At 56.0% G+C, this 21,327-nt stretch carries 17 protein-coding genes; 3 read left to right on the plus strand and 14 right to left on the minus strand.

Going from position 1 to position 21,327, the window contains the following annotated elements; genetic code table 11:
• Positions 1-63: 63 nt before the first annotated feature.
• Both PSDT_RS05865 and gdhA read left to right on the plus strand, forming a co-directional pair.
• Positions 64-726 (plus strand): DUF4125 family protein, encoded by a 663-nt coding sequence (locus PSDT_RS05865; RefSeq protein WP_006288860.1) that lies wholly within the window; start codon positions 64-66, stop codon positions 724-726.
• A gap of 206 nt (positions 727-932) precedes the next feature.
• Entirely contained in the window at positions 933-2,282 is a 1,350-nt protein-coding gene (gdhA, locus tag PSDT_RS05870) for an NADP-specific glutamate dehydrogenase (RefSeq protein WP_006291946.1), read from the plus strand.
• Between the two features lie 118 nt (positions 2,283-2,400).
• Here the strand turns inward: gdhA and PSDT_RS05875 are convergent, their stop codons facing one another.
• From PSDT_RS05875 to arc, 8 genes are all read right to left on the minus strand, one after another.
• The gene (locus tag PSDT_RS05875; protein ID WP_006290228.1) at positions 2,401-3,690 is read right to left on the minus strand and encodes a hydroxymethylglutaryl-CoA synthase; all 1,290 of its coding nucleotides are present in this window, start codon (positions 3,688-3,690) and stop codon (positions 2,401-2,403) included.
• Positions 3,687-5,090 (minus strand): hydroxymethylglutaryl-CoA reductase, encoded by a 1,404-nt coding sequence (locus PSDT_RS05880; RefSeq protein WP_006288857.1) that lies wholly within the window; start codon positions 5,088-5,090, stop codon positions 3,687-3,689. The genes PSDT_RS05875 and PSDT_RS05880 overlap by 4 nt, the downstream gene beginning before the upstream one ends.
• Positions 5,087-6,418 (minus strand): acetyl-CoA C-acetyltransferase, encoded by a 1,332-nt coding sequence (locus PSDT_RS05885; protein WP_036737534.1) that lies wholly within the window; start codon positions 6,416-6,418, stop codon positions 5,087-5,089. The genes PSDT_RS05880 and PSDT_RS05885 overlap by 4 nt, the downstream gene beginning before the upstream one ends.
• Positions 6,419-6,611: 193 nt before the next feature.
• Complete coding sequence (locus tag PSDT_RS05890; protein WP_006288855.1) at positions 6,612-8,171, minus strand: proteasome accessory factor PafA2 family protein; 1,560 nt, start codon at positions 8,169-8,171, stop codon at positions 6,612-6,614.
• 3 nt (positions 8,172-8,174) lie between these two features.
• Entirely contained in the window at positions 8,175-8,399 is a 225-nt protein-coding gene (locus tag PSDT_RS05895; protein ID WP_006288854.1) for a ubiquitin-like protein Pup, read from the minus strand.
• A 110-nt stretch (positions 8,400-8,509) separates the two neighbouring features.
• Positions 8,510-9,361, minus strand: coding sequence for an inositol monophosphatase family protein (locus PSDT_RS05900; protein ID WP_006288853.1), 852 nt, complete (start codon positions 9,359-9,361; stop codon positions 8,510-8,512).
• Between the two features lie 190 nt (positions 9,362-9,551).
• The gene (locus PSDT_RS05905) at positions 9,552-11,141 is read right to left on the minus strand and encodes a proteasome accessory factor PafA2 family protein (protein ID WP_006288852.1); all 1,590 of its coding nucleotides are present in this window, start codon (positions 11,139-11,141) and stop codon (positions 9,552-9,554) included.
• Positions 11,138-12,859, minus strand: a complete 1,722-nt coding sequence (arc, locus tag PSDT_RS05910; RefSeq protein ID WP_006290226.1) for a proteasome ATPase — start codon at positions 12,857-12,859, stop codon at positions 11,138-11,140. The genes PSDT_RS05905 and arc overlap by 4 nt, the downstream gene beginning before the upstream one ends.
• Positions 12,860-13,083: 224 nt before the next feature.
• Here arc and msrB point away from each other — a divergent pair, with 224 nt between their 5' ends.
• The gene (gene msrB, locus PSDT_RS05915; RefSeq protein WP_036737382.1) at positions 13,084-14,067 is read left to right on the plus strand and encodes a peptide-methionine (R)-S-oxide reductase MsrB; all 984 of its coding nucleotides are present in this window, start codon (positions 13,084-13,086) and stop codon (positions 14,065-14,067) included.
• 32 nt (positions 14,068-14,099) lie between these two features.
• Here the strand turns inward: msrB and PSDT_RS05920 are convergent, their stop codons facing one another.
• The 6 genes from PSDT_RS05920 to PSDT_RS05945 all read right to left on the minus strand — a co-directional run bounded on the left by PSDT_RS05920 (position 14,100) and on the right by PSDT_RS05945 (position 21,308).
• Entirely contained in the window at positions 14,100-15,305 is a 1,206-nt protein-coding gene (locus tag PSDT_RS05920) for an arginase family protein (RefSeq protein ID WP_036737381.1), read from the minus strand.
• Between the two features lie 2 nt (positions 15,306-15,307).
• Positions 15,308-17,005, minus strand: coding sequence for an ABC transporter transmembrane domain-containing protein (locus PSDT_RS05925; protein WP_006290222.1), 1,698 nt, complete (start codon positions 17,003-17,005; stop codon positions 15,308-15,310).
• The gene (locus PSDT_RS05930; RefSeq protein WP_169309812.1) at positions 16,998-18,608 is read right to left on the minus strand and encodes an ABC transporter transmembrane domain-containing protein; all 1,611 of its coding nucleotides are present in this window, start codon (positions 18,606-18,608) and stop codon (positions 16,998-17,000) included. The genes PSDT_RS05925 and PSDT_RS05930 overlap by 8 nt, the downstream gene beginning before the upstream one ends.
• 68 nt (positions 18,609-18,676) lie before the next feature.
• Positions 18,677-19,984 carry a PLP-dependent aminotransferase family protein gene (locus tag PSDT_RS05935; protein WP_223293544.1) on the minus strand — a complete coding sequence of 436 codons (1,308 nt, stop codon included), beginning with the start codon at positions 19,982-19,984 and terminating at the stop codon, positions 18,677-18,679.
• A gap of 98 nt (positions 19,985-20,082) precedes the next feature.
• Positions 20,083-20,859: a type III PLP-dependent enzyme domain-containing protein gene (locus tag PSDT_RS05940; protein WP_006290220.1), complete on the minus strand. Its 777-nt coding sequence runs from the start codon at positions 20,857-20,859 to the stop codon at positions 20,083-20,085.
• A gap of 59 nt (positions 20,860-20,918) precedes the next feature.
• Positions 20,919-21,308, minus strand: a complete 390-nt coding sequence (locus PSDT_RS05945) for a diaminopimelate decarboxylase (protein WP_006290219.1) — start codon at positions 21,306-21,308, stop codon at positions 20,919-20,921.
• Positions 21,309-21,327: the final 19 nt, after the last annotated feature.

Raw genomic sequence — 21,327 nt, forward strand, 5'->3', positions numbered from 1 at the left:
CAAAAGACAAAGCAAAAATCAGGCGAAGTCGAAGCGGCCGGAAAACGGAAACCGAAAGGAAAGATGATGACCGGGCACAACAGCGACGGGGAACCGGAATTGACGGACAGGGAGTTCCTGGACCTGGCGGGAAAAGTGGTCAGGCATGAATGGGACCAATTCCAGAAGGTGGATAACGAAGGGGGCCGGGCCTTATGCCAAGGGGATTGGCCTACCTTCCACCAGATGCGGCTGAGCCAATTCCTCACCTGGACCGCTCCCCTTCTCCTGAGCTATTCCCGGGACCTGGATCAGGCCGACCGCGAAGGCCGCAATCTTTTGACCGAGAAATACGCCCGGATGATGGAGTCGACCGACCGGGATTACTATCTGGCTCACCTGCGGGCCTTCCTGCCGGTCCTTAGCCAACGGCGGCTGGACCAGCAAGAGGGAATCATCCGGACCCAAGTCGAGTGGGCCCGCGCTTTCACGCAGGACCATCCCCGACTGGGGTCCCGGATGCGAAGATTGACCAGCGCGGAAGACCGGCCGGACAGCACCAGTTTCGAGACTTATCTGCGTGGGGAGCTGGGAACCTATTCCCAGCGCACCCTGGACCTTTACCAGGCCTTCGTCTCCCATGCGAAAGAGGAGGGGATCAATCTCACCCAGCAAACGGTCGGCTGGACCGTCCGCATGTCCGGATTCTCCAACCTGGCCGAAGCGGAAGCCAGCCCGGCAGAGTAGGAAACCAGTCCGTCAGAATCAAAGACTATTCACAGAAATTTAAAATGTGAGACAAATCGTCTTAGTATTCAGACATTGGGATAGACTGGAAGCCGGTTTCGCCTTTCGCTTACGCCGACCGAAGCGGCCGTCCGCAGGCGGACGAACCGAGGAAAATCAAATCAAGAGCAGAATCATAGAAAATGACAGCGAGTAAAGGAAACGATATGGCTTTTTCCAACGCCTACGTCCAGCGCGTTTACGATCAGGTCGTCCAGCGCGACGGCGACCAGAAGGAATTCCTCCAGGCCGTCCGCGAAGTCTTCGAGACCCTGGAACCAGTGGTCGAAGCCCATCCCGAATACGAGGCCAACGGCGTCCTGGAACGCATGGTCGAGCCGGAAAGGGCCATCAAGTTCCGCGTGGCCTGGGTGGATGACCAGGGCAAGGTCCAGGTCAACCGCGGCTACCGTATCCAGTTCAACTCCGCCATCGGCCCTTACAAGGGCGGCCTGCGCTTCCACCCCACCGTGACTGAATCCGTGGTCAAATTCCTGGGCTTCGAACAGATCCTCAAGAACTCCCTGACCGGCCTGCCCATGGGCGGGGCCAAGGGCGGTTCCGACTTCGACCCCAAGGGCAAGTCCGACGCCGAAGTCATGCGCTTCTGCCAGGCCTTCATGACCGAACTCAACCGTCACATCGGCCAGTTCACCGATGTGCCCGCCGGTGATATCAACGTGGGCGGCCGCGAAATCGGCTACCTCTTCGGCCAGTACAAGCGTCTGCGCAATGAACATTCGGGCGTCCTGACCGGTAAGGGCCTGGAATTCGGCGGCTCCCTCATCCGGACCGAAGCCACCGGTTACGGTCTGTGCTACTACGTGCAGAACGCCCTCCAGTCCTTGCGCCAGGATTCCTTCCAAGGCAAGACCGTGGCCATCTCCGGTTCCGGCAACGTGGCCATCTTCGCCATCGAAAAGGCTCAGCAGCTGGGCGCGACCGTGGTCACCGCCTCCGATTCCAACGGTTACATATATGATCCCAACGGCATCCAGCTGGACGTGGTCAAGGACATCAAGCTCGCCCATCGCGGCCGCATCAAGGAATACGCCGACCGCGTCCCTGGCTCCGAATACCACGAAGGCTGCTCCGGCGTCTGGACCGTCAAATGCGATATCGCCCTGCCTTGCGCCACTCAGAACGAAATCGACGAAGAATCCGCCAAGACCCTGGTTGTCAACGGCTGCACTGTAGTCTGCGAAGGCGCCAACATGCCTTCCACTCCGGAAGCCATTGAAGTCTACAAGGCCAACCACGTCCTCTACGGCCCGGCCAAGGCCGCGAACGCCGGCGGCGTGGCCGTCTCCGGCCTGGAGATGAGCCAGAACTCCCTGCGTCTGTCCTGGACCCGGGAGGAAGTGGATGACCGGCTCAAGGGCATCATGAAGACCATCGTCGATAATTCCCTGGCCGCCGCCAAGGAATACGGCCATGAAGGCGACCTGATGATGGGGGCCAACATCGCCGGCTTCACCAAGGTGGCCGACGCCATGGTCGCTCAGGGAATCCTCTAAACCCTCAGGATTTCCTGGAAACATCAGAAATCCCGGAAAACATCACAAGGCCCGGCCAGGAGCGATTAACTCCCAACCGGGCCTTTTCATATGTCCCTATGCTCAACTGCCCGGCGAATCACCAGCGGGGAGAATCCCCCAACCGCCGGTAAATCCGCTCCTGACCTTCCACCCGGTCCAAGATGAAGGGATTGGTCTTGTCAAGTAGCTGCCGGGTCGTGGTGAAATCCTCCGGCCCATAAGGGACCACGTCTTGGAAGACCCGCTCGTAGGAATCGATGGCGAGCTTGAACCGCTTGTCCAGCATGGCCCGGGTATGGTCGCTATGGAGAACCTGACGGAAACCCGGGCGCAAGATCCCGGAGAAGAATTCGCCGACAGCACCGGACCCGTAAGAAAAGAGGCCGATCCGATCCCCCTCCTGCAGACTGGGGTCGTTATCCAGAAGAGAGAGCAGGCCCAGATACAAGGATCCGGAGTAGATGTTGCCCACCCGCCGGGAATACACGGTACTCAGCCGGTAGCGATCCCGCAGCCGGTCAGTCGGCTCCTTGCGCAAAGAGCCAGAAGAGCCTTCATCCAGAAGCTCCCAGGCATCCAAAACCGGCTTGAAGGCCTTCATCCCCATCTTGGTGTAAGGCAGATGGAAGCAGAGGGCGGCGAAATCGGCCAAAGTCCTGCCGGTCTCCTGCCCATAACGCTTCCAGACCTTGCCGAAGAAATCCACGTATTGCTCGGTCGAATACTTGCCCCGGGCCAGGGCCATGTCTGTGTAAACCGGTCGCCAGAAGTCGCCGATGCTGGCCGAGTAGGCCGTGCTATGCGGTTCCAGAACCATCAGTCGCGGGTCCCGGGAGACCACCATGGCCATGGCCCCCGCCCCCTGGGTCACCTCACCGGGTGTATCAAGCCCATATCGGGCTATATCGGCGGCGATGACCAGGGCCTTCTTATCCGGATGGGCTTTCACATAATCGTAAGCGGTCAGGAGGGCGGCGGTCCCACCAAAGCAGGCCTCTTTGATCTCCAGGCAGCGGCACCAGGGCGTCAGGCCAATCAGGTCATGGACGAAAAGGGCCGAGGCCTTGCTGGCGTCCACCCCGGATTCCGTCCCCACGATGAGCAGGCCCACGTCATGGAAACCCGCGGCTTCGGTCTCTCCGGAAAAATAAAGGGCTTTGAGGGCGGCGGCGGCCCCCATGGTGACTATATCCTGGTTGGAAGGAGCCACAGCCTGCTGGTCTTGCCCGATACCGTTGGTGAACTTATCCGGGTCCACTCCCCTCTTCCGGGCCAGCTCCACCAGGTCTATGTAAAAAGCGGGGGTGTAGAGGGCCAGGGAATCGATGCCGACTTCGGCGTTGGCCGCGATGGGATTTTCGGTCACATTCTTAGTCATGTCAGTCATGCTTGCTCCTTGTCCTCTCTCTGATCCTTATACTCGTTCTGGTTCTTACGCTCCCCACGCTCTCTCTGATCCCTCTGGTCCCTGATTCCGGCCAGCAAAACCTTGGCTCGAGCCAGGGATTTATCATCCTTCTGCAAAAGGTCGGACACTTGTTCGATCTCTTCCCCTTGGGCTCCGGCGGCCATGGCCAAAGACCGGGCCTGCAAGGCCATATGCCCTTCCTGGATTCCCGGTCCGGCCAGAGCCCGCAAGGCGGCCAGATTCTGCACCAGGCCCAAGGCGGCCAGAAGGCACTGGAATTCATCGGTCGACTGGCAAGCCAGCATTTTCTTAGCCAGGCCGGCCAGGGGCAGAGAGCTGGTCGCCCCGCCCACCAGACCTACTTGCAGGGGAAGGGTCAGTTGCCCGCACAGTTTCCCTTGGCCGTTCAGACTCCACTGGCTCAGGGGCAGATAAGTCCCGGTCCTGGCGGCGAAGGCGTGGGCTCCGGCTTCCACCGCTCGGGTGTCGTTGCCGGTGGCCAGGACGGCGGCGGAGATCCCGTTCATGATGCCCTTGTTATGGGTGACCGCCCGATCCGGGTCGGATTGGGCCAAATCGGATAAGAGGGCTATACGACCGGCGATCTTCTGGCCAGCCATGGTTTTCGTGGCGAACGTTTCCGGAGCCAACTCCACGTGAGCCGTCACCGCGGCGGCCAGGGGGGAATTGTTGGTCAAAATCGCCACCAGCCGGGGCCGGCCCGTCCAGGCTTCAGCGGCGTTCGCCACCGCTTCGGAAATGGTATTGACGATGTTGGCCCCCATGGCGTCGCAAGGGTTGACCAGCAAAGACAGTTTGACGAAATAGCCGGAGAAGCCGCTTAATCTCGAAGGCCCCAAAGGCTTCAAAGGCGCCGAAGACCCCAAAGGCCCCTGAGCGGGAATCAGGTCCACCCACAGGTCGGTCAGGCCTCCCCCATAAGAGACGATGGAAGGATGGGCGGCGGCGGCCAGAGAAAAGACATCCTCCCGATGCGATTCCAGGATGGTCTTGACTTCCTCGGCCTGCGGGCCGGAGTCAGCGCAGAAAACGACCTCGCCGGTGACCAGTCGCTGGGCCGGACTGGCGGCGACCCCTCCGTTGAGGTTGGCGATGCGGGCCCCGTTGGAAGCGGCGGCCACCACGGACGGCTCCTCAGTGACCATAGGCACCTGGTAGGTCTTGCTATTGACGGTCAGGTTCCGGGCCACCCCCAGGGGCAGGGAATACTGGCCGATCACGTTCTCAATCAGGTTCCGGGCCACATCCGGGTCCAGGCCACCAGTCCGGCCCAGCTCTTCCGCTTGCTCAGGCGTCAAGACCCCTTCCGAGACCAAGGTCTCCCGCCGCCGCTCAGGATCCATCTGATGGAACTTCATGCGAAAACGCCTTCATCCATGGCCACTTGCATGGCCACCCCGATCCCTCCGCCTACGCACAGGGCGGCCACCCCGGACCTCTTCCCGCGAGCGCGCATGGCGTAAAGCAAAGTCACCAGGATCCGGGCTCCGGAAGCGCCAAGCGGATGGCCGAGGGCGATGGCCCCGCCGTTTACGTTGAGCTTGCCTTCGGGGATCCCCAGCTGTCGGGAGACGGCGATGCTCTGCGAAGCGAAGGCTTCATTGATTTCGAAGAGGTCGATCTGGTCGAGCTGGGTGCCGGTGCGGTCCAAGAGCTTTTCGATGACCCGCTTGGGGGCGTATCCCATGAAATCGGGGTTGATGCCGCCTTCGGCGTAGCCGGAGATCTCGGCCAGGTAATCGATCCCCCGCTCCTGGGCCAGGTCTTTGCACATGAGGATCAGGGCCGCGGCCCCGTCGTTGATGCCGGAGGCGTTCCCCGCGGTCACCGTTCCCAAAATCTGGGTGGTGTCTCCGACCGACTCCCCTATATGGCCGCCGAAAGGATCGTCGGGATCGACACGGTCGACCCCCATGACCTTCCCCCGGTTATCGGGGATGCTGGAAGAAGCGATGTCGGCCGCATCCACCCCGTCGGGCACGAAGACGGTCCGCAGGCGACGCAGCTTGTCCAGATTGGTGTCGGCCCGGGGTCCGTCATCCTCGTCGATCAGGATGTCCCCCTTGCGGGTGCGGATGGTGACGGGGGCTATTTCGTCGTCGAAATTCCCTGATTTCTGGGCCGCCACGGCCTTGACATGGGAGTTGAGGGCGAATTCGTCCTGCTGATGCCGGGTGATGCCGAACGTGCGGGCCACGTTCTCGGCCGTCATCCCCATGGGCTGGCCGGTGAAGGCGTCGGACAGGCCGTCCCGGAAGATGCCGTCCACGAATTCCACGCTCCCGTACTTATGGCCGAACCGCATGCGGGGGGCGTAGTAAGGGGCTCCGGACATGCTTTCGGTCCCTCCGACCAGGACGATGTCGGCGTCCCCCAAGATGATGGCGGCCTGCCCCAAGCGGACGGCCTTGAGACCCGAGCCGCAGACCTCGTTGACGGTCATGGCCGTGCTGGAGGTGACAAGCCCGGATCGCAAGGCGATTTGCCGGGCCACGTTCTGCCCGTTGTTGGCTTGGAGGACATTGCCGATAATGGCCTGGTCGATCTCGGCCGCGTCCAGACCCGACCGGGCGATGGCGGCCTTGGCGGCGACGGTCCCCAGTTCCACCGCCGTCACGTCTTTCAGCGAGCCCCCCAAGGCCCCGATAGGCGTGCGGGCGGCGCTTACGATTACAACGTCAGTCATCATTTCCCCTCGAAAGAGTCAGAGTACGGCACGAAAATACCATAAATCCCACGGGATTCCCCACTTTATCCCTTTTCCCGCCGATCATTTGGGCCAAGGGCGCATTGGGCACAATAGTTTTACGGCTGGAAGAGGGCCTGGGCCGCCTCGATCCTCACGCCTGAATCCTCGCCTCAAGCCCGAATCCTCACGTCTAAAGCATGGGGAAAAGATCCGCGGCCGAATCGGCCTCCACCTGCCCGGCCCAGCCGTCCACCGTGGATCTGGCCGTTTCCAAGGCGGCTTCGTCTTGATCCCTGAAGGGGTCAAGCAGGTCGACCGTCAGATCGGGGCAGGAAGACAAAGGGGACAGGATGGTGCAATGGGTCCAATCGCAGGACCAGGTCAGGTTATGGTCCTGGGCCAGGCGGATGAGGGCCGCCCTCATCCGCGCCCGGGTGGACTGGGGGGCATGGTCGCGGAAGAAGGCGACCTGGTCGTCCTGGGCCTGTCTGCGGACCACTCCCCGGTCCAGCAAAGACCGGTAGACCAGGTCCTGGGCCAGGTCATGATAGGCCTGGTCCATCTGGATCAGGCGGAGGAGGCCGGGACGGGACCCTTGCGGGAAATCTTGGACCGGCCGACCGGCGACCTTCTCCAACAGCAGCCTTTTGGCGGCCCAATCGACCCAGGGAACCAGTTTGAGCCAGGCTTGGGAACCGGGATCCTCCTCCATGCTCAGGAAACGGTCGATGGTCTCTTTCCACAGGTCCAGCAGACGGCGATAGGCGGGCTCCACCCTTTCGATCTCCTCCTGATGCCTGTCCGCCATCGAGCAGATCCGGTCCCAGTAAAGGCCTTGGATCCGCGCGGCTGTCAGACGCCGCCCATCCTCCAGAAGAATCGGGGTCTGGCCAAGGCTGTGACTGATCTCCCTCATGGCCGCGGCAGGGTCCGCCAAGGCGAAGGACCGGCGGAGGTCGTCCAATCGACGGTCGCCTTTCCCCTCCCCCTCTTCGTCCTCTTCCCAAGCCTCCTCGATCAGGCATAGGACCAGGTGGGTGATGGCCGCCTTCATCCAGGTGGCGGTCTGGGAACGGTTGGATTCGCCGGCGATCACATGCAGACGCCGGTAGAGGCGGGAATCGGCGTGGGTCTCGTCCCTGGTGTTGATCATGGGCCGGGAATGGGTGGTGGCCGAGGAAACCGCCTCATCCAGGAAATCGGCCCGGGCGGAAAGCTGGAAACCGTTCTGATCCATGTGACCGGTGCCGGTGAAGATCTGCCGGGTGACCAGGAAAGGGATCAGGGTTTCCTTCAAAAGCAGCAGGCCCAGGCCCCGATGGATCAGGTAGTTTTCATGACAGCCGAAGGCGTTGCCTTGGCTGTCCACATTGTTTTTGAAAAGATGGAAGATGGATTGAGGGCCGTAGGACCTTTCCACTTCGGCCTGCGCCTGATGGCAGAGATCTTTCATGAGGGATTCCCCGGCCAGGTCCGCCACGAGCAGGTCACGGGGGCGGATGGCCTCGGCCGTGGCGTATTCGGGATGGGCCCCCACGTCCAGGTAGATCCGCGACCCATTGGGCAGGAAGGTGTTCGCCGCCCGGTACCGCCTTTGGACCGGCCGGAAGAGCAAGGCCGCCAGACTCTCCGCGCTGGGGTCCGGCCTTTCGCAAGCCGCATCCGCCACCTGCCCGGTCAGACCGGCCAGACCGGTCAAGCTAAGCCCGTACTCGGTCTCCAGACCCATGATCCGACGGAAGAGGGGCATGGCTCACTGGCCGCCCTTCTGAACGAAACGGTTGACGTATTCCTCCGCGTTCTCTTCGAGGACGGACTGGATGTCATCCAAAACGGCACCCATGGCCTGGTCCAACTGGTCCACCTCTTCCTTGGCCGCGCTATCCACCGGCTTGAGGTCTTCATCCTGGTCCTTCTTCGCGCTGGCTGAGGCCTCGGCTTGCGAAGCCTGCGAGACGATCCTTCGATGTTCGTTCATCGTAACCTCCTATTCACGGCCCACCTGGCCGGCTACTCGTCAGACCAACCAGCCGTCAGGCCGACCAATCACCCGTCGGACCTAGCCGCCGAATCTGGCCGTCGCTTCGGTCACAAGGCCAGATAAGCCTGCAATTCATCGGTCAGCAGCCCGTTCGTAGCCAAAATGTTGTTCTTCTGATACCAATCGATTTCGGACCCATCCCACTGCCTCAGGCTGGCCCCGGACTCCCAGACCACGATGCTGCCGGCGGAGACGGCCGGGATGTCCCAATTGTGCAAAGAAGGCTCGAAATAGGCGTCATAGGTACCATCGGCCACCTTGCACAGGTCCAGGGAGGTGGGCCCCATTCGCTTGATATCGGCCGGCAGCCCGGCCATGGAAGCGACGGTGGCGATGGCCTGTTTGGACTCCTCCGGGAAGTAGGACATGCCGAAGGAGACCACGGAACCGCGCAGGTGCTGGGTCATGGAAGGGACGACCGGCTCCCGCTTGAGGCCGACTTTGGAAGGGCGGATCCGGATGGCCCCCTGTTTGCGGGCGGCCAAATACGTGGTCTGCAAAGCCGGGGCGTGCACGATGCCCAGGATGGGGTAAGCCTGACCCGTTTCGTTGAGCTCGAACAAGGAAACGGTCAAAGTCCACTCAGCCAGGTTCCGGGTGAAATTGACGGCCCCATCCACCTTGCCCACGGACCAGTAGCGGCCTCCGGGATGGCGATCGGAACCGACCTCCTCCCAATAGCCGTCGAAGGGGGCGATGGACTCGATCTGGGCATGCAGGAACCTGAGGACGTTGTCGTCGACGGCGGATGTGACCAAGGCGCTGTCGACCCCGCGGGAATCCACGTCCAAAGACTCCTTGGAATTCCAAGTACGAGGCGAAATCTGCACCTGCAAGGCATGCTCGCCCGCCTCCACGACCGCTTCATAGAGATTCTTGGCGATCTCACGCAGCTCCATGGCCGCTCCTTTTGATACGTCGTCCGTACGAATGGCCCCTAGCGATGGTCCATACGAAAATGCTGATTGGAAGTCCACCTATATCCCACCGACAATGCAGGGAATGGACTATGGTCCCGTTTTCAGGTATCTTACCTATGCTCGGAGACGATTCAGGGGTGAGAAACGCTGGGATGACCGCTGGGTGAACTCAGCCGATCAAGGACCTGATCTTCTCCTCCAGGTCATGCCCGGTTCCGCCCTCAGGAAGGAGGGGGTCGGGGAGGCGCAGATGATGAGCCCGTCCTTGAGAATCGACCAAAGTGGCCGACTCCCACGAGAGGGAGGCCAGGTTATGCGGATGGTTTTTGATCAGGATGGCGCGCAGGACCGCCCGGGTCCCGGCCGGGGGCTGATTGGAGGCTTGGATGACCTGCTCCGGCGTGGTCCAGGACCAGGCTTGCGGCATGGCCCGGAAACGCAAGGACTCCGGCCCCAACTGGGCCCACTGCAGGTCCGCGGCCCGCAGACGGCGATCCGACCAAGAGGCCTTCCACCGTCTGCGCAAGGATTCCAACAAGCGCCATTTGGCGAACCATTCCAAGCGCCCGGCCGGTCCGTCCAAGGCGGAAGAGAGCCGCTGGCCGTCATCGGCCGTCCGTGCGACCAAGGCCAGGTCCCGCAAGACCTGCCCCCACAAATCCACCACCTGCCTGGTCTCCTGATCCGGCCACAGGGGCAAGCCGGTCGAATCCGCCCCATACAGGCGGGCGCCGCAACGACAGACCGCCGACCGCAACCTCACCTGCATCTGCCAAGCGGTCAAGTCCTCCCCCGATTTCAGGCGGATCGGCCGGCGTAGGGTGAGGTCCCGGGAGACCTGCCGCAAGGCGGCCACAGGGTCGGGCGGAATCAGGGAGTCAAGAAGGAGGCGGACCTGGTCCGGCTCTTCTTCCTCAAGGAGCCAAAACAGGAGGCTGCTGGTCCCCAATTTGAGGACTTCCGGGCATTCCATGCAATTGGCGTCGCCGACGATGACATGGAAACGCCGGAAATCATCCCGGTCATGGGACTCATCCCTGCTGTTGACGATGGGCCTGTCGAAAGTCGTCTGCAGGCCGACTTCCTCCTGACAGTAATCGGCCCGTTGGCTGATCTGGAAACCGGCTGGGGAGCCGGGACCGACCTCCTGGCCGAGACCCCAGCGGCCGGAACCGGTGAAGATCTGCCTGCTGACGGCATGGATGAGGAAGATCCGGGCCAGGTCTTCGAAGGGGACCGCCCTTTTGATCCGATAATTCTCATGCGCTCCCCAGGCCGCTCCCCTCCCGTCGCAATTATTGCGGTAAAGGATCAGGCCCGCCTCCTGGGCGGCCTCCTGCATGAGCCGGTCGCCCGCCTTGTCGTAAAGCAGGGCCTGAAAGGGATTGGTCGTCTCCGGGGCCGAATATTCGGGATGGGCGTGGTCCAAGTAGATGCGGCCTCCGTTGGGGGCCATGACGTTGGTGATGTTCAGCCGGGGGTCGTCGGTCAACAGGCCGGGATGGGCCCGGCTCCGGGGGACGTGAAAACCGCGGGCGTCCTGGGTCGGATGCTCCGTGGCGTAATCCCAGGTGATGGGAAGGGAACCGGAACCACAACGGCCGGCGGCCTCCACCAGCCGTCGGGAGAGGAGGACTGGGTCCGGGACCGAATCCGGGGCTAAGGCCGCGGCCGGAGCCGAAGAGGAGGTTGAAGCGGAAGACATGGCAGGGACGATCCCGTACTCCGTCTCCGTCCCCATCACCCGGCGCACGGTCACCAGAGTTCCTCCTCCAGGTCGGCCACGCGGGCCCGGCGGTCAGACCCGGTGCGACGCCCATGGGGCGAAGGCTCGATCCGGCGGATATCGCCCACGGCGATCCCGTTGACCCGGGCCCACTGCTCCACTGTGGTCTGCGAGACGGAATCCACCGTCTCCACGTATTCCTCTTCCACCGCGTCCATGATCATCTCCCGGGAGATGGCCACGGTCGCCCGCTTGTCTTCCGAGGCCAGGGAAGCCTTGACCGCCTTGGTCTTCACCCGGTCCACGATGTTGCGCAGGATGGCCCCGGAAATCAGGTCGCTGAAATAGACGGGGGAAGCGATGCCCTGGGTGTTGATGATGTCGCAGACATGCTTGGAATCGCTGCGGGCGTAGGCTTCGTCGGCCAGGAGGGCGATCATGTTCTCCGCCTTGTACCCCTTCTCCAGGGGCAGGTCGGCCGTCAGATAGCGGGAGAGGATGGATTTGGCTTGGGGCAATTCAGGCCGGGGCACTTTGATCTTCACATCCAAGCGGCCGGGGCGTAGGACGGCCGGGTCGATGATGTCGATCCGGTTGGAGGTCCCGATGACGATGACGTTGTTCAGCTCGTCTATCCCGTCCAGCTCGGTCAGGAACTGGGGGACGATGGTGGTCTCCATATCGGAGGAGACCCCGGACCCGCGCGTGCGCAAGAGGGAATCCATCTCGTCGATGAAGACGATGACCGGCACGCCGGACGCCGCCCGTTCCCGGGCCCTATCGAAGACCTCCCGGATGATCCTTTCGGCCTCGCCCACGTATTTGCTCAGGAGCTCCGGTCCTTTGACCGAAAGGAAGACCCCTCGGGCCCCGGGAATGCCGGGGGCGCTCGGGTCCGTCTGCTCGTGCTCGTCGGCGAAGCCCTGGGCCAGGGAATGGGCGATGGCCTTGGCGATCATGGTCTTGCCGTTGCCGGGAGGTCCATAAAGGAGCACCCCCTGGGGCGGCTTCAACCCATACCGCTCGTAAAGCGCCCGGTGGAGGAAGGGAAGCTCGACCGCGTCTTTGATCTCCTCCACCTGCCTTTCCAGGCCGCCGATGTCCGCGAAGGAGACCCGGGGGACCTCTTCCAAGACCAGTTCCTGTCCATCGGTCGGCTCGACCGCTTCCAAGGCGAAACGTGATGTTGGATCCACCAAAACCGTGTCTTCGGCGTCCAGCTGGGTGTCCAATAAAGTATGGGCCCTCCTGACCACCATCTTGTTGCCGGCGTTGTCGGCCACGACCAGGCGGGACCCGGGCAGGGACTGCCTTACGGTGTAGATCTGCCCTTCTGTGGCCACCCCGGTCGCTTTGACCAAAAGATTCCTGTCATTGAGGTAGACCCTCTGCCCCGGCTCCAGACGGGCCGCATCCAAGTCGGCGGACACGGGGACGACCAGGCGGCGGGAACCGACGGAAACCAGGACCCGGGCCTCTTGCCTGCGGCTGCGGGCGTCGAAAAGGGAGGACTCGATCTTCACGAAGACGGCCTCGGTCAACTCCCCTTCCTTCATGCCGGCCAAGGAGGCCTTCATCTTGGTGAGCTCGTCGCTGGCCCTCATCAGGGCCTGGCTGAGAAGCTCGTTCTTTTTCTCCAGATCGTCCCGGGACTTCTCGGGGCTCGTTCCCCTGCGCCTTTCCTGGTCCGCTTCCCGCCCCACTGTTTGATTCATCCCCTGGCTGCCTGCCCGGGCTTCCTCGTAATCCATGGAACCTCCCTGCTACGGTGTCAACCGGACCAGCCGATCTGATTCAGCACTTCCATCTTAGCCAAAGCGCTTATACAGCCGTCCGCAGGCGTTTTGGACCGGCCGCTGCAGGCCCCCTCCCCTTTTTGGGTCCAAAGGTAAGCTTGCCGGGAAACTCCCCCCAACGAGGCCTTCCTTATCCCTTCGGCTTCGCTATGCTGGGGGAAGCTACAGAAAGGGGCATCATGACCGATCAGACCAAGGACCAGACAAGCCGGCAGACCGTCTACATAGCTGGAGGCTGTTTCTGGGGGATGCAGGAATACCTGAGACGGATCGACGGGGTCCTGGCCACCGAGGTCGGTTACGCCCAGTCCCAGATGGCCGACCCTTCCTATGAGGAGGTCTGTTCCGGGGCCACCGACGCGGTGGAAACGGTTAAAGTGGTTTTCGACCCGGCCCGTGTGGCCTTGACCACCGTGACCCGGCTCTATTTCGATGTCATCGACCCCTTCTCCCTCAATCGACAAGGAAACGACCAAGGTCGCCAATACCGCACCGGCCTTTATTTCGACCCGGCGAGCCCTTGGGCCGGCCAACAGGAAGAGGCTTTCCGCAAGGTCATGGGAGAGGTGGCGAAATATCTTGGATGCACGTCCGTCGTCGAAGTGGAAGCGCTGAAGAATTTCTACCCCGCCGAGGACTATCACCAGGATTATCTGGAAAAGAATCTGGGCGGCTATTGCCATATCAGCCCGGCCAAAATCGCGAACGTCGCCACCCGGCAGAAATTCATCGACCGCGTCTATACCCTCAGCCCCCTGCAATTCTCCGTCACCCAGGAAGCGGATACTGAGCAGCCCTTCGCCAACGAATACGACCAGACATTCGACCCTGGGATTTACGTGGACATAGTCAGCGGCAAGCCTTTGTTCGCCTCCACAAGCAAGTATGACTCCGGCTGCGGCTGGCCGGCCTTCGGCAAGCCAATCAATCCCGACGACCTGGTGGAGATTCCCGATCACCAAATCCCCGGGCGACCGCGCACCGAAGTGCGGGTCAAGGATTCAGGCATCCACCTGGGGCATGTCTTCACGGATGGACCGGCTGAATTCCACGGAGTCCGCTATTGCATGAACTCCGCTTCCCTCCGTTTCATCCCCCTCGCCCGCATGGAGGCCGAAGGCTACGCTGACTACATCAGCCTGGTCACCGGAGCGGAGGGATAGGCGCGGGACCGCGGAAAATGGTATTCAGAGGTTCACGCTTTTGTTGCAGCAGAAATTTCTCTAAGAAAAATTTCTGCTGCAACTTGCCCTCCAACTCGACTTTTACCACCGATAAATTCCACTAAATCACACCCAATTATCTTTCGATTATCACTGATGATATTAAGAAGACACTTCAATTGTCGAAGACTAATCCCATCAGGCAAGGGGGTTCCTGTATCTGGCATCACTGATGGATCAAGAACATCTATATCAATGGATAGATACCACGGTATATCTTTCCTTAATTCTTTCAGACTATCTAGCGTCTGGCTCTCTTCAATATCTAAAGGGGAATAACTGATGATTTTTCTACAATTCACCCTTGGCATCATAATCAGTTGTCGGACACCGATTTGGACTATACTCTCGACCTGATCCAGACCTGCAATGAGGCCCATTACATTCCCGTGGTGAAGCTTCCTTTGCCAATCATTCTTAGATAATGGTTCAAGAAAATCACTATGTGCATCAAAATCAATTATACCAATTTGCTTAATACCAGACTCTAAAATTCCCAATATCGCAGGATAAGTGATTGAATGATCACCACCCATTATTGCCGGAATGATACTCTTTTGAGATAACTGATGGGTCATTTCAGATAGCCCTATCAAAACATCGCCATTTCGAGTCTGCACCTCACTGCCAAGGTCACCTAAATCCACCGCTTTTACTCCGCCTAGGACAATCTCCTTTGTAGCGGGATCCCACATTCCTTGATTTTTCTTATCATACTGAAAGATGCTACGAGATTCATGTCTTATGGATTCCGGAGCAAAGCGACTTCCACCCTGATACGAGACCCCTGCATCATAGGCGACTCCCAACGCCGCAACGCTGATTTCCTCATCATATAGAGTGTCCGCGAGTGTCTGGAAAGGAAAATTAAACACACCTCGGTTGTATTTTCCCCAATCTCTATTATGCGGCTCCCACAGGTGTATCAGATTCTTTGAGAGGAAAAAGCCAATCAGCCTCTGCGCTCCTTGTCCGTCCAAAGAATATTCCCGAATGACCGACTGCACATCTCTAGGAAAAGCAAAAGCATCAAGAATATGAAAGACACTCATCGGTAGATGGATATCTTCTCCTGTTTCGAAGTCACGCATAACGGCATATTCTGGACTGCCAGATTCTCCTGCGTAATACATTTGTCGGTTAACTACGTATAAGGCCATTCCATCATCAACTTTCACTATCATTCCTGGATGTCAGGAAAAATTGAATCCAACCGTAACACTTCATCGGCAGCATCAATCGTGTACTGTCTATGCGCAATGGAGAGAATAGTCCTCCCCGGAAGCTCTTCCTCCACAAGTTTCTGCAAATCGGCACCTTCCTTTTTCGGAAAGATAGCAAACGCCTCATCCATGATATACAGTCGTGCTTTTTGCAGAAGAAGCCGAGCAAGAGCCAGCTTTTGAACCGTTGCCGGGGAGATTTCGCAGCAATCCATAGGATTGTCGATTCCTCCGATCAGACTTTGCAAACCGAGCAGATTCAGGGCTCTGTCGATTTCGTCATCTGACCTCTTGGGGCACCCGAGCGTGAGATAAAACCGATAGCTGTCATGAAAAGGCGCATTGACCTGTTCCAAGTAGGTGATCTCTTGAGGCTTTGGCGCAGTAAGATGTCCGCTGAGCCAAACATTTCCCGCCATTTCATCTTCTTCATTTATAAGCCCGCTGATTATCAGGGCAAGGCTCGTCTTGCCCGATCCGGAAAGGCCTACGAGGGCGGTATGACTGTTTCTCTTCACCTGCGCCGATAGTCCATCAATCACGTTTTTCCCGAACCTATAGCGAAACTTCAGTCTCTCCAAACAAATTGAATGAAGGTCCATCGGGTTGCTTTCGCTCCGCTGATATTTTCCCGTTCGTTCATTCCGGTCCTTCCTAGAGCTTGGAGAATTCCCATTCCCTTGTATACCGAAGATCCGACGCAAGGCGGCCCAAGAAAGTTGGAATTGATCCATCCAATACACCAGATCATCCATAGGATTAATGATCAGTTGAGCGTTCATCGCGATCGCTACGACCGTACCGATCCTTATCTGCCCGTTGATAGCCATCAACCCGCCAAAAAACGTCACAAGTACGATAGGCATATAGTATCCCACTTGCACCAAAGGAAACCAGAGATTCTGCAATTGAAGCGTGCGCTCTTCTGTTTTCGCGACATTTTTTGCCGCGCTTCCCAATCTCTGGAGGATGGCTCCCTCCTCATGGAAAATCTGGATTGATTCACGGGAATCGACTGCATCCGCTATCAAATCGTCAAACTCCCCATGCGCTTCGAGCTCTCCTATATACGCTTTTTCAGAATGAAATACATACCAATTCGTCCCGAAAAAGATAATTGGCCAGCAGGATAAAAGAATCAGCCCTAGTCGCCAATCAAGAACAATCGAGCTCGCCGATATGAAAATCAGATAGAAGATTGCGACCAATACCTCAGGAATACCTATTCTTACGATATCCGCAACAGCGTCCACATCATTGGTAATGAGGGATAGAACATCGCCACGCTTTATCCGCTCCAAAACGGTAAGCGGAACGTTGAAAGTCTGCTCCACGACATGAGCCCTCAAATCGGAGAAGACATTCTCCCCAAAAATCCATGACTCACGTTGAGCCACCCATGTCGTGAGGAAACGGAAGAAGAGCGCGCCTATAATCATGCCCACTACAACGCCGATCCGTTGGAGAGAACCGGATGAATTCAAAAGGTCAATAAGCCATCCGAAAAGAATTGAAATGCTGACGGCAAATAACGATGCGATCAAATACGAACAGAGCAGACCCCAAAAATATCTACGGTATTTGTGCGCAATCCGGAAGAATTCTCTTCGCGTTAGCCTCGGAGACGCGACAAATGCTTGTCTCATCTCATTCATTTTCACGCATTCCCTTCATATCGGATAGGGGAGGATTTTCGGGCAAAATTTCCTTCAACTCAAACACACCATCTTTCAGCACAACTTGACTTGTATCCCAAGTATCGGATAAATCCCAGCCCTCTTCCACGATAATCGTGGTGGCAAGATTAGCCCGGAACAAGATGATCCTTTCGACCATCTCTCTGGCAGTAGCGATATCCAAGGCTTGCGTCGGGTCAAGGAGTACAAGGGATTGGGGCCGATTTATCAATGCCTTCGCGATAACGAGACGTTGGCGCTGCCCTTCGGAAAGGCTATTCCCATTCCGAGTGATTTTAAGATTCACATCACCTGTTTCGCCGAATAATTCGTCAAGGCAGGCGGCTTTCAGAGCATGAAGCTGCTCTTGCTCCGTATGATTCCGTCCACAAAGTATCTGAGAGACCGAGCCAGCAACAAAGCTCATCCGAGGATCGATGATAAGTGGATCAACTTCGTCTTTTAGAACCTTGAGGGAGGAAGCAAGTGATTCCCTCTCAGACGTCCCTTGGACGCTCACAGAATGAAATCCGGATTTTTTCAACAAGTTCCTCAAACCGGGGCCGACCTGGGCTTCAGCCCGTTCTTCATTATCTGTCTGCCGATGAAGGGGATGCTCTTCCTGACCTTCCGACCCATTCTCAGAAGCGGAATGGAGTATTCGACTTTCTCTGCGTAAACCCACAACCATCGGGATGATGACCTGGATTCCACCGATAATTCCGGAAACCGGTTCAAAAAGATAGGAGCTTAGTCCATAAAATGTAATGATCTGTGGAATGGTCACCATGCCTCGCCGCCATAGGGCTATGCCGATTATCAATGATGCTGCCAAAGCCAAGGAGGGAATGGAGTTTTGAATACTATCAAGCAATGACCGCATCGCAGCCACTCGCAACGCCTGATTCCGTAAGCTTTTCGAACGTTGGCTATAGCGTTTTATAAAATCATCCCTCCCATGTACGCCTCGTATCGCGCGCTGTTCGGTAACGGCATCCGAGGCGAAAGAAGTCAACCTGCCTGATTCTTCCCTGTACCCCTGCAAAAAGCGTTCCATTTGCCTCAAAAGGGGAATCGTAGATAAGGCGCATAAAGGAATCAACATGATGACCACGAAACCGATGCTGATGACCTGGGAAAGAAGATAAATCCCGGCAATCAGAAAAATCGCAAGATTCGCAATGATATTCGCTACTGCTTCAAAACCTTTGGAGATTCCATCGATATCATTTTCCACGAACTCTTCCAAATCGCCAACGGATGCACTGATTTTTTCTCCAGACACAAGGAGCCCCATGACTCTTTTCTTCGAACGTAAAGAAAGATCGATTTGAGAATGTATGCTGACATTATGGGAGATGACGGAAAAAGTTATGCGGCCTACTACTGCCATGAAGAACAGCGAGCCATAAATCATGATGGCTTCCCCGTCTTTCTTTATTGCGGAATCAATAATGAAACCTGACCATAGGGGGAAGGAGACCTCGCACAGGGAGCGTAAAAGCAATATGCCAGTCAGCGCCGCCAACCGCCCCCTCTTACCGCGATAGGTCTCATTCATAAAACGAATCAATTGAGCCATCCGCCCCATGACATACTCGCCTTTCGTCTGCCTTGGCTTAAGTTTCATCCGCATTGATTTAAATTGATCTAAATTGTCAACTTGGCCAACGGTATGCCGGAATATCGTTTCCGCAAATCGTCGATTGTTCGGAATGCCGACAACTCTTGGAATATTTCCATAATCCGATCCCCTGATTCACCCCAACAAGACCCCATCGAAACTTTAATAAACCCGCTATTAACACGTTTATCCGAAATGATGATATCGAAGCGCGGAAAAATGAAACCGAAACTCCCGCCGTATGTTAACGAGGTATGTCGGCGCTTAGCCTCCCACGAAATTACACTGGCTACTAATGATAAGTCATCAATTGTAGCAGACTCGTCCATCTCGATGATGGAAAATGGGCAAATTCCCATTTTACCCATTTCAATTCCTGGAAAATGTAATTTCTTGAAAATACCACTATTCATTTTTGGATACAGATTCGTAGCGAACCTTGCGTTATTTGCAGCTATTAGGGCTTCATGCTCATACAGATACTTTGGGTTGAGAATGAAATGATAGTCTAGGCAAGCCAAAGAGAATAGATTCAAGCTCCGACCTGTAATACCTCTTCGCTCACGAAGTCGTTCTTCGAAACGGTAAAACAGCGTCGATTCCTGAAGATGATATATCTCTGCAACACCAAGATTGATAAGCTCTAGTCCTGCTTGATCCAATTTAACAGCAGAACGTAAATCAATCACGGTGTCAACTCCGATGATTTTTGCTTTTCGCAAGAACTCATTAATACCCCATGCCTCGGGGGTCAATGTAGAATCTATGATGACGATTTTGGGCGGACTGTGGAAATTTGATAAAAATCTCGGATTAGCAAACTCTGTCGATAATGACAGGTCATAAATTACAGATTCTAGGAATAGAATATCCAGCTCACCTATCTCATCTAAGTCAAAAGTTGAAGCCGATGAATTCACTATTCGAATTCCGTTATTCTTCCCTAATCTATCAAGAAGTAGCCGACTCTCAAAATAACTGGATAAAGCCAACATCCGCACTTCTCGTTGCTTTGTGCTTCCAAGGATTGAAAAGACTTCTTCAAGAACAACAGAAATTGCTGCCATTCCACAGTTAAAGAGGACGACGGGGCAAGTCCTCCCGGTTTGCTTTTGTATTCGATGCGAGTAACGATTCTCAAATTCAGCCGCATCAATATTTCTTTCATAAGAATATGATAATCGGTTATGCGAAGGTAGTTCAAAACATTTACCGTTTTGGGGAGATAGATCCGTCTCGCAAAGCCGCTCAGCAACGGTACGTCGTAAAGCTGTTTTTACTTGTCCAGCATATCTTCTAACCGACTCTTCATTCTTTGGCTGCTCCTCTATCAAAACTTCCTTCCTGCTACACTTGTACCAGTCTGGAATACACTGAGAAGCTATTCGATTCAATCTATTAATTTCGAAAATGAGCGATTCCTGAGGAGACATTAGTCACTATCCTTCATCCCAAATACTCGTTGAATATCTTTGCCCTCTTCACTATCATAGCCATACTTTTCAGGTCTTCCAAGAAGATTAAAATTCCTGAAATTTGTGTACGTATACGCACCAACGTTGGTAATAATTATCTTATCCCCTACTCGTAAATCGTCCGGTACAAGCAATCTTGGAACTCGATTCTCTTGACTTTTACCAAAAAAATCATTCTCATATAAGGAATTCCCGCAAACTATCGCTTGATGATATTCAGTGTCCCGTCGAGCCTCTTGATAGTGATAAACCTTAGGAATAACCCACGGACATATATTCCAAGCCGAGCAATCAAGCCCTATCAGGTCATCTCCGAAGTAACGATTACCATGTTCAAGACTGACAACAGTCGTGACTAGATAGCCGAACGGTCCAATCAATCCTGCTCCCGGCTCAAATCGAAATTGCAGATTATTCGCATACTTGATCTCGTTTATAGTCCTAATATAGGAGAACACCTTCTCTGCCCTATCGCGATGTGCGAAAAAAGTATAAAATCCACCTCCAAAGTCTATCGTCGTAATAGTTGGATATTCAGCAATTATTCTTTTACAGTATTCAAATTCATATAGAAGCCGCTCGGGAGAAAGTTGACCCGTGTGAAAATGCAGGCGTTTAACAATTAATTTTTGCGATTTCAAATATTCTCGAAGCTGTTCATTAAATGGGTCAATACCAAAGCGGCTATTTTTACCGAATGTTCCTTCATCTTCAATCTCATGCGGAAACGTCACCCGAACACGAAGACCAATAACCTTACTTTTATTCGCGTGAGTACCCGACGTAAGCCTTATCAACTGATCATAAGATGAAAAATCAAGTATAGAGTGCGCTTGTGCCAGATATCAACCTGGTCCGGGTGAGTAAAGCTAGGGCCAGTCGCCGAAATCTCATCAAAACCAATTTTCTGAGCCAGCTTAAATTCGTTAGAGGATGCAACATCTACGCCCAGCTTTTCCTCGCGCAGAAGCCGAAGAATGTCCGGCTCATAGCAGGCTTTTAAAGCAAAATTCAACTTTGCATTTCCTAAGAGACATATCGAATGTTGATACTCCTGTACTGCGTGACGAATCCCAGTAAAATCAAAAATTATATAAGGAGTTTCAAAACTTCTTGTAATAGAAAACACCTCATTAGGTATTGGTTGGTTCAACTTATGACGAGGAATGAACGTTGTACTCATGCGCGTAAATTTAAATTTG

Source organism: Parascardovia denticolens DSM 10105 = JCM 12538 (assembly GCF_001042675.1).
In the GTDB taxonomy this organism is placed as follows: Bacteria; Actinomycetota; Actinomycetes; order Actinomycetales; family Bifidobacteriaceae; genus Scardovia; species Scardovia denticolens.

Coding starts and splice junctions, on each gene's coding strand:
- PSDT_RS05865 (WP_006288860.1), top strand. CDS start 64: ATGATGACCGGGCACAACAGCGACGGGGAACCGGAATTGACGGACAGG.
- gdhA (WP_006291946.1), top strand. CDS start 933: ATGGCTTTTTCCAACGCCTACGTCCAGCGCGTTTACGATCAGGTCGTC.
- PSDT_RS05875 (WP_006290228.1), bottom strand. CDS start 3,690: ATGACTGACATGACTAAGAATGTGACCGAAAATCCCATCGCGGCCAAC.
- PSDT_RS05880 (WP_006288857.1), bottom strand. CDS start 5,090: ATGAAGTTCCATCAGATGGATCCTGAGCGGCGGCGGGAGACCTTGGTC.
- PSDT_RS05885 (WP_036737534.1), bottom strand. CDS start 6,418: ATGACTGACGTTGTAATCGTAAGCGCCGCCCGCACGCCTATCGGGGCC.
- PSDT_RS05890 (WP_006288855.1), bottom strand. CDS start 8,171: ATGCCCCTCTTCCGTCGGATCATGGGTCTGGAGACCGAGTACGGGCTT.
- PSDT_RS05895 (WP_006288854.1), bottom strand. CDS start 8,399: ATGAACGAACATCGAAGGATCGTCTCGCAGGCTTCGCAAGCCGAGGCC.
- PSDT_RS05900 (WP_006288853.1), bottom strand. CDS start 9,361: ATGGAGCTGCGTGAGATCGCCAAGAATCTCTATGAAGCGGTCGTGGAG.
- arc (WP_006290226.1), bottom strand. CDS start 12,859: ATGGATTACGAGGAAGCCCGGGCAGGCAGCCAGGGGATGAATCAAACA.
- msrB (WP_036737382.1), top strand. CDS start 13,084: ATGACCGATCAGACCAAGGACCAGACAAGCCGGCAGACCGTCTACATA.
- PSDT_RS05925 (WP_006290222.1), bottom strand. CDS start 17,005: ATGAATGAGATGAGACAAGCATTTGTCGCGTCTCCGAGGCTAACGCGA.
- PSDT_RS05930 (WP_169309812.1), bottom strand. CDS start 18,608: ATGGCTCAATTGATTCGTTTTATGAATGAGACCTATCGCGGTAAGAGG.
- PSDT_RS05945 (WP_006290219.1), bottom strand. CDS start 21,308: ATGAGTACAACGTTCATTCCTCGTCATAAGTTGAACCAACCAATACCT.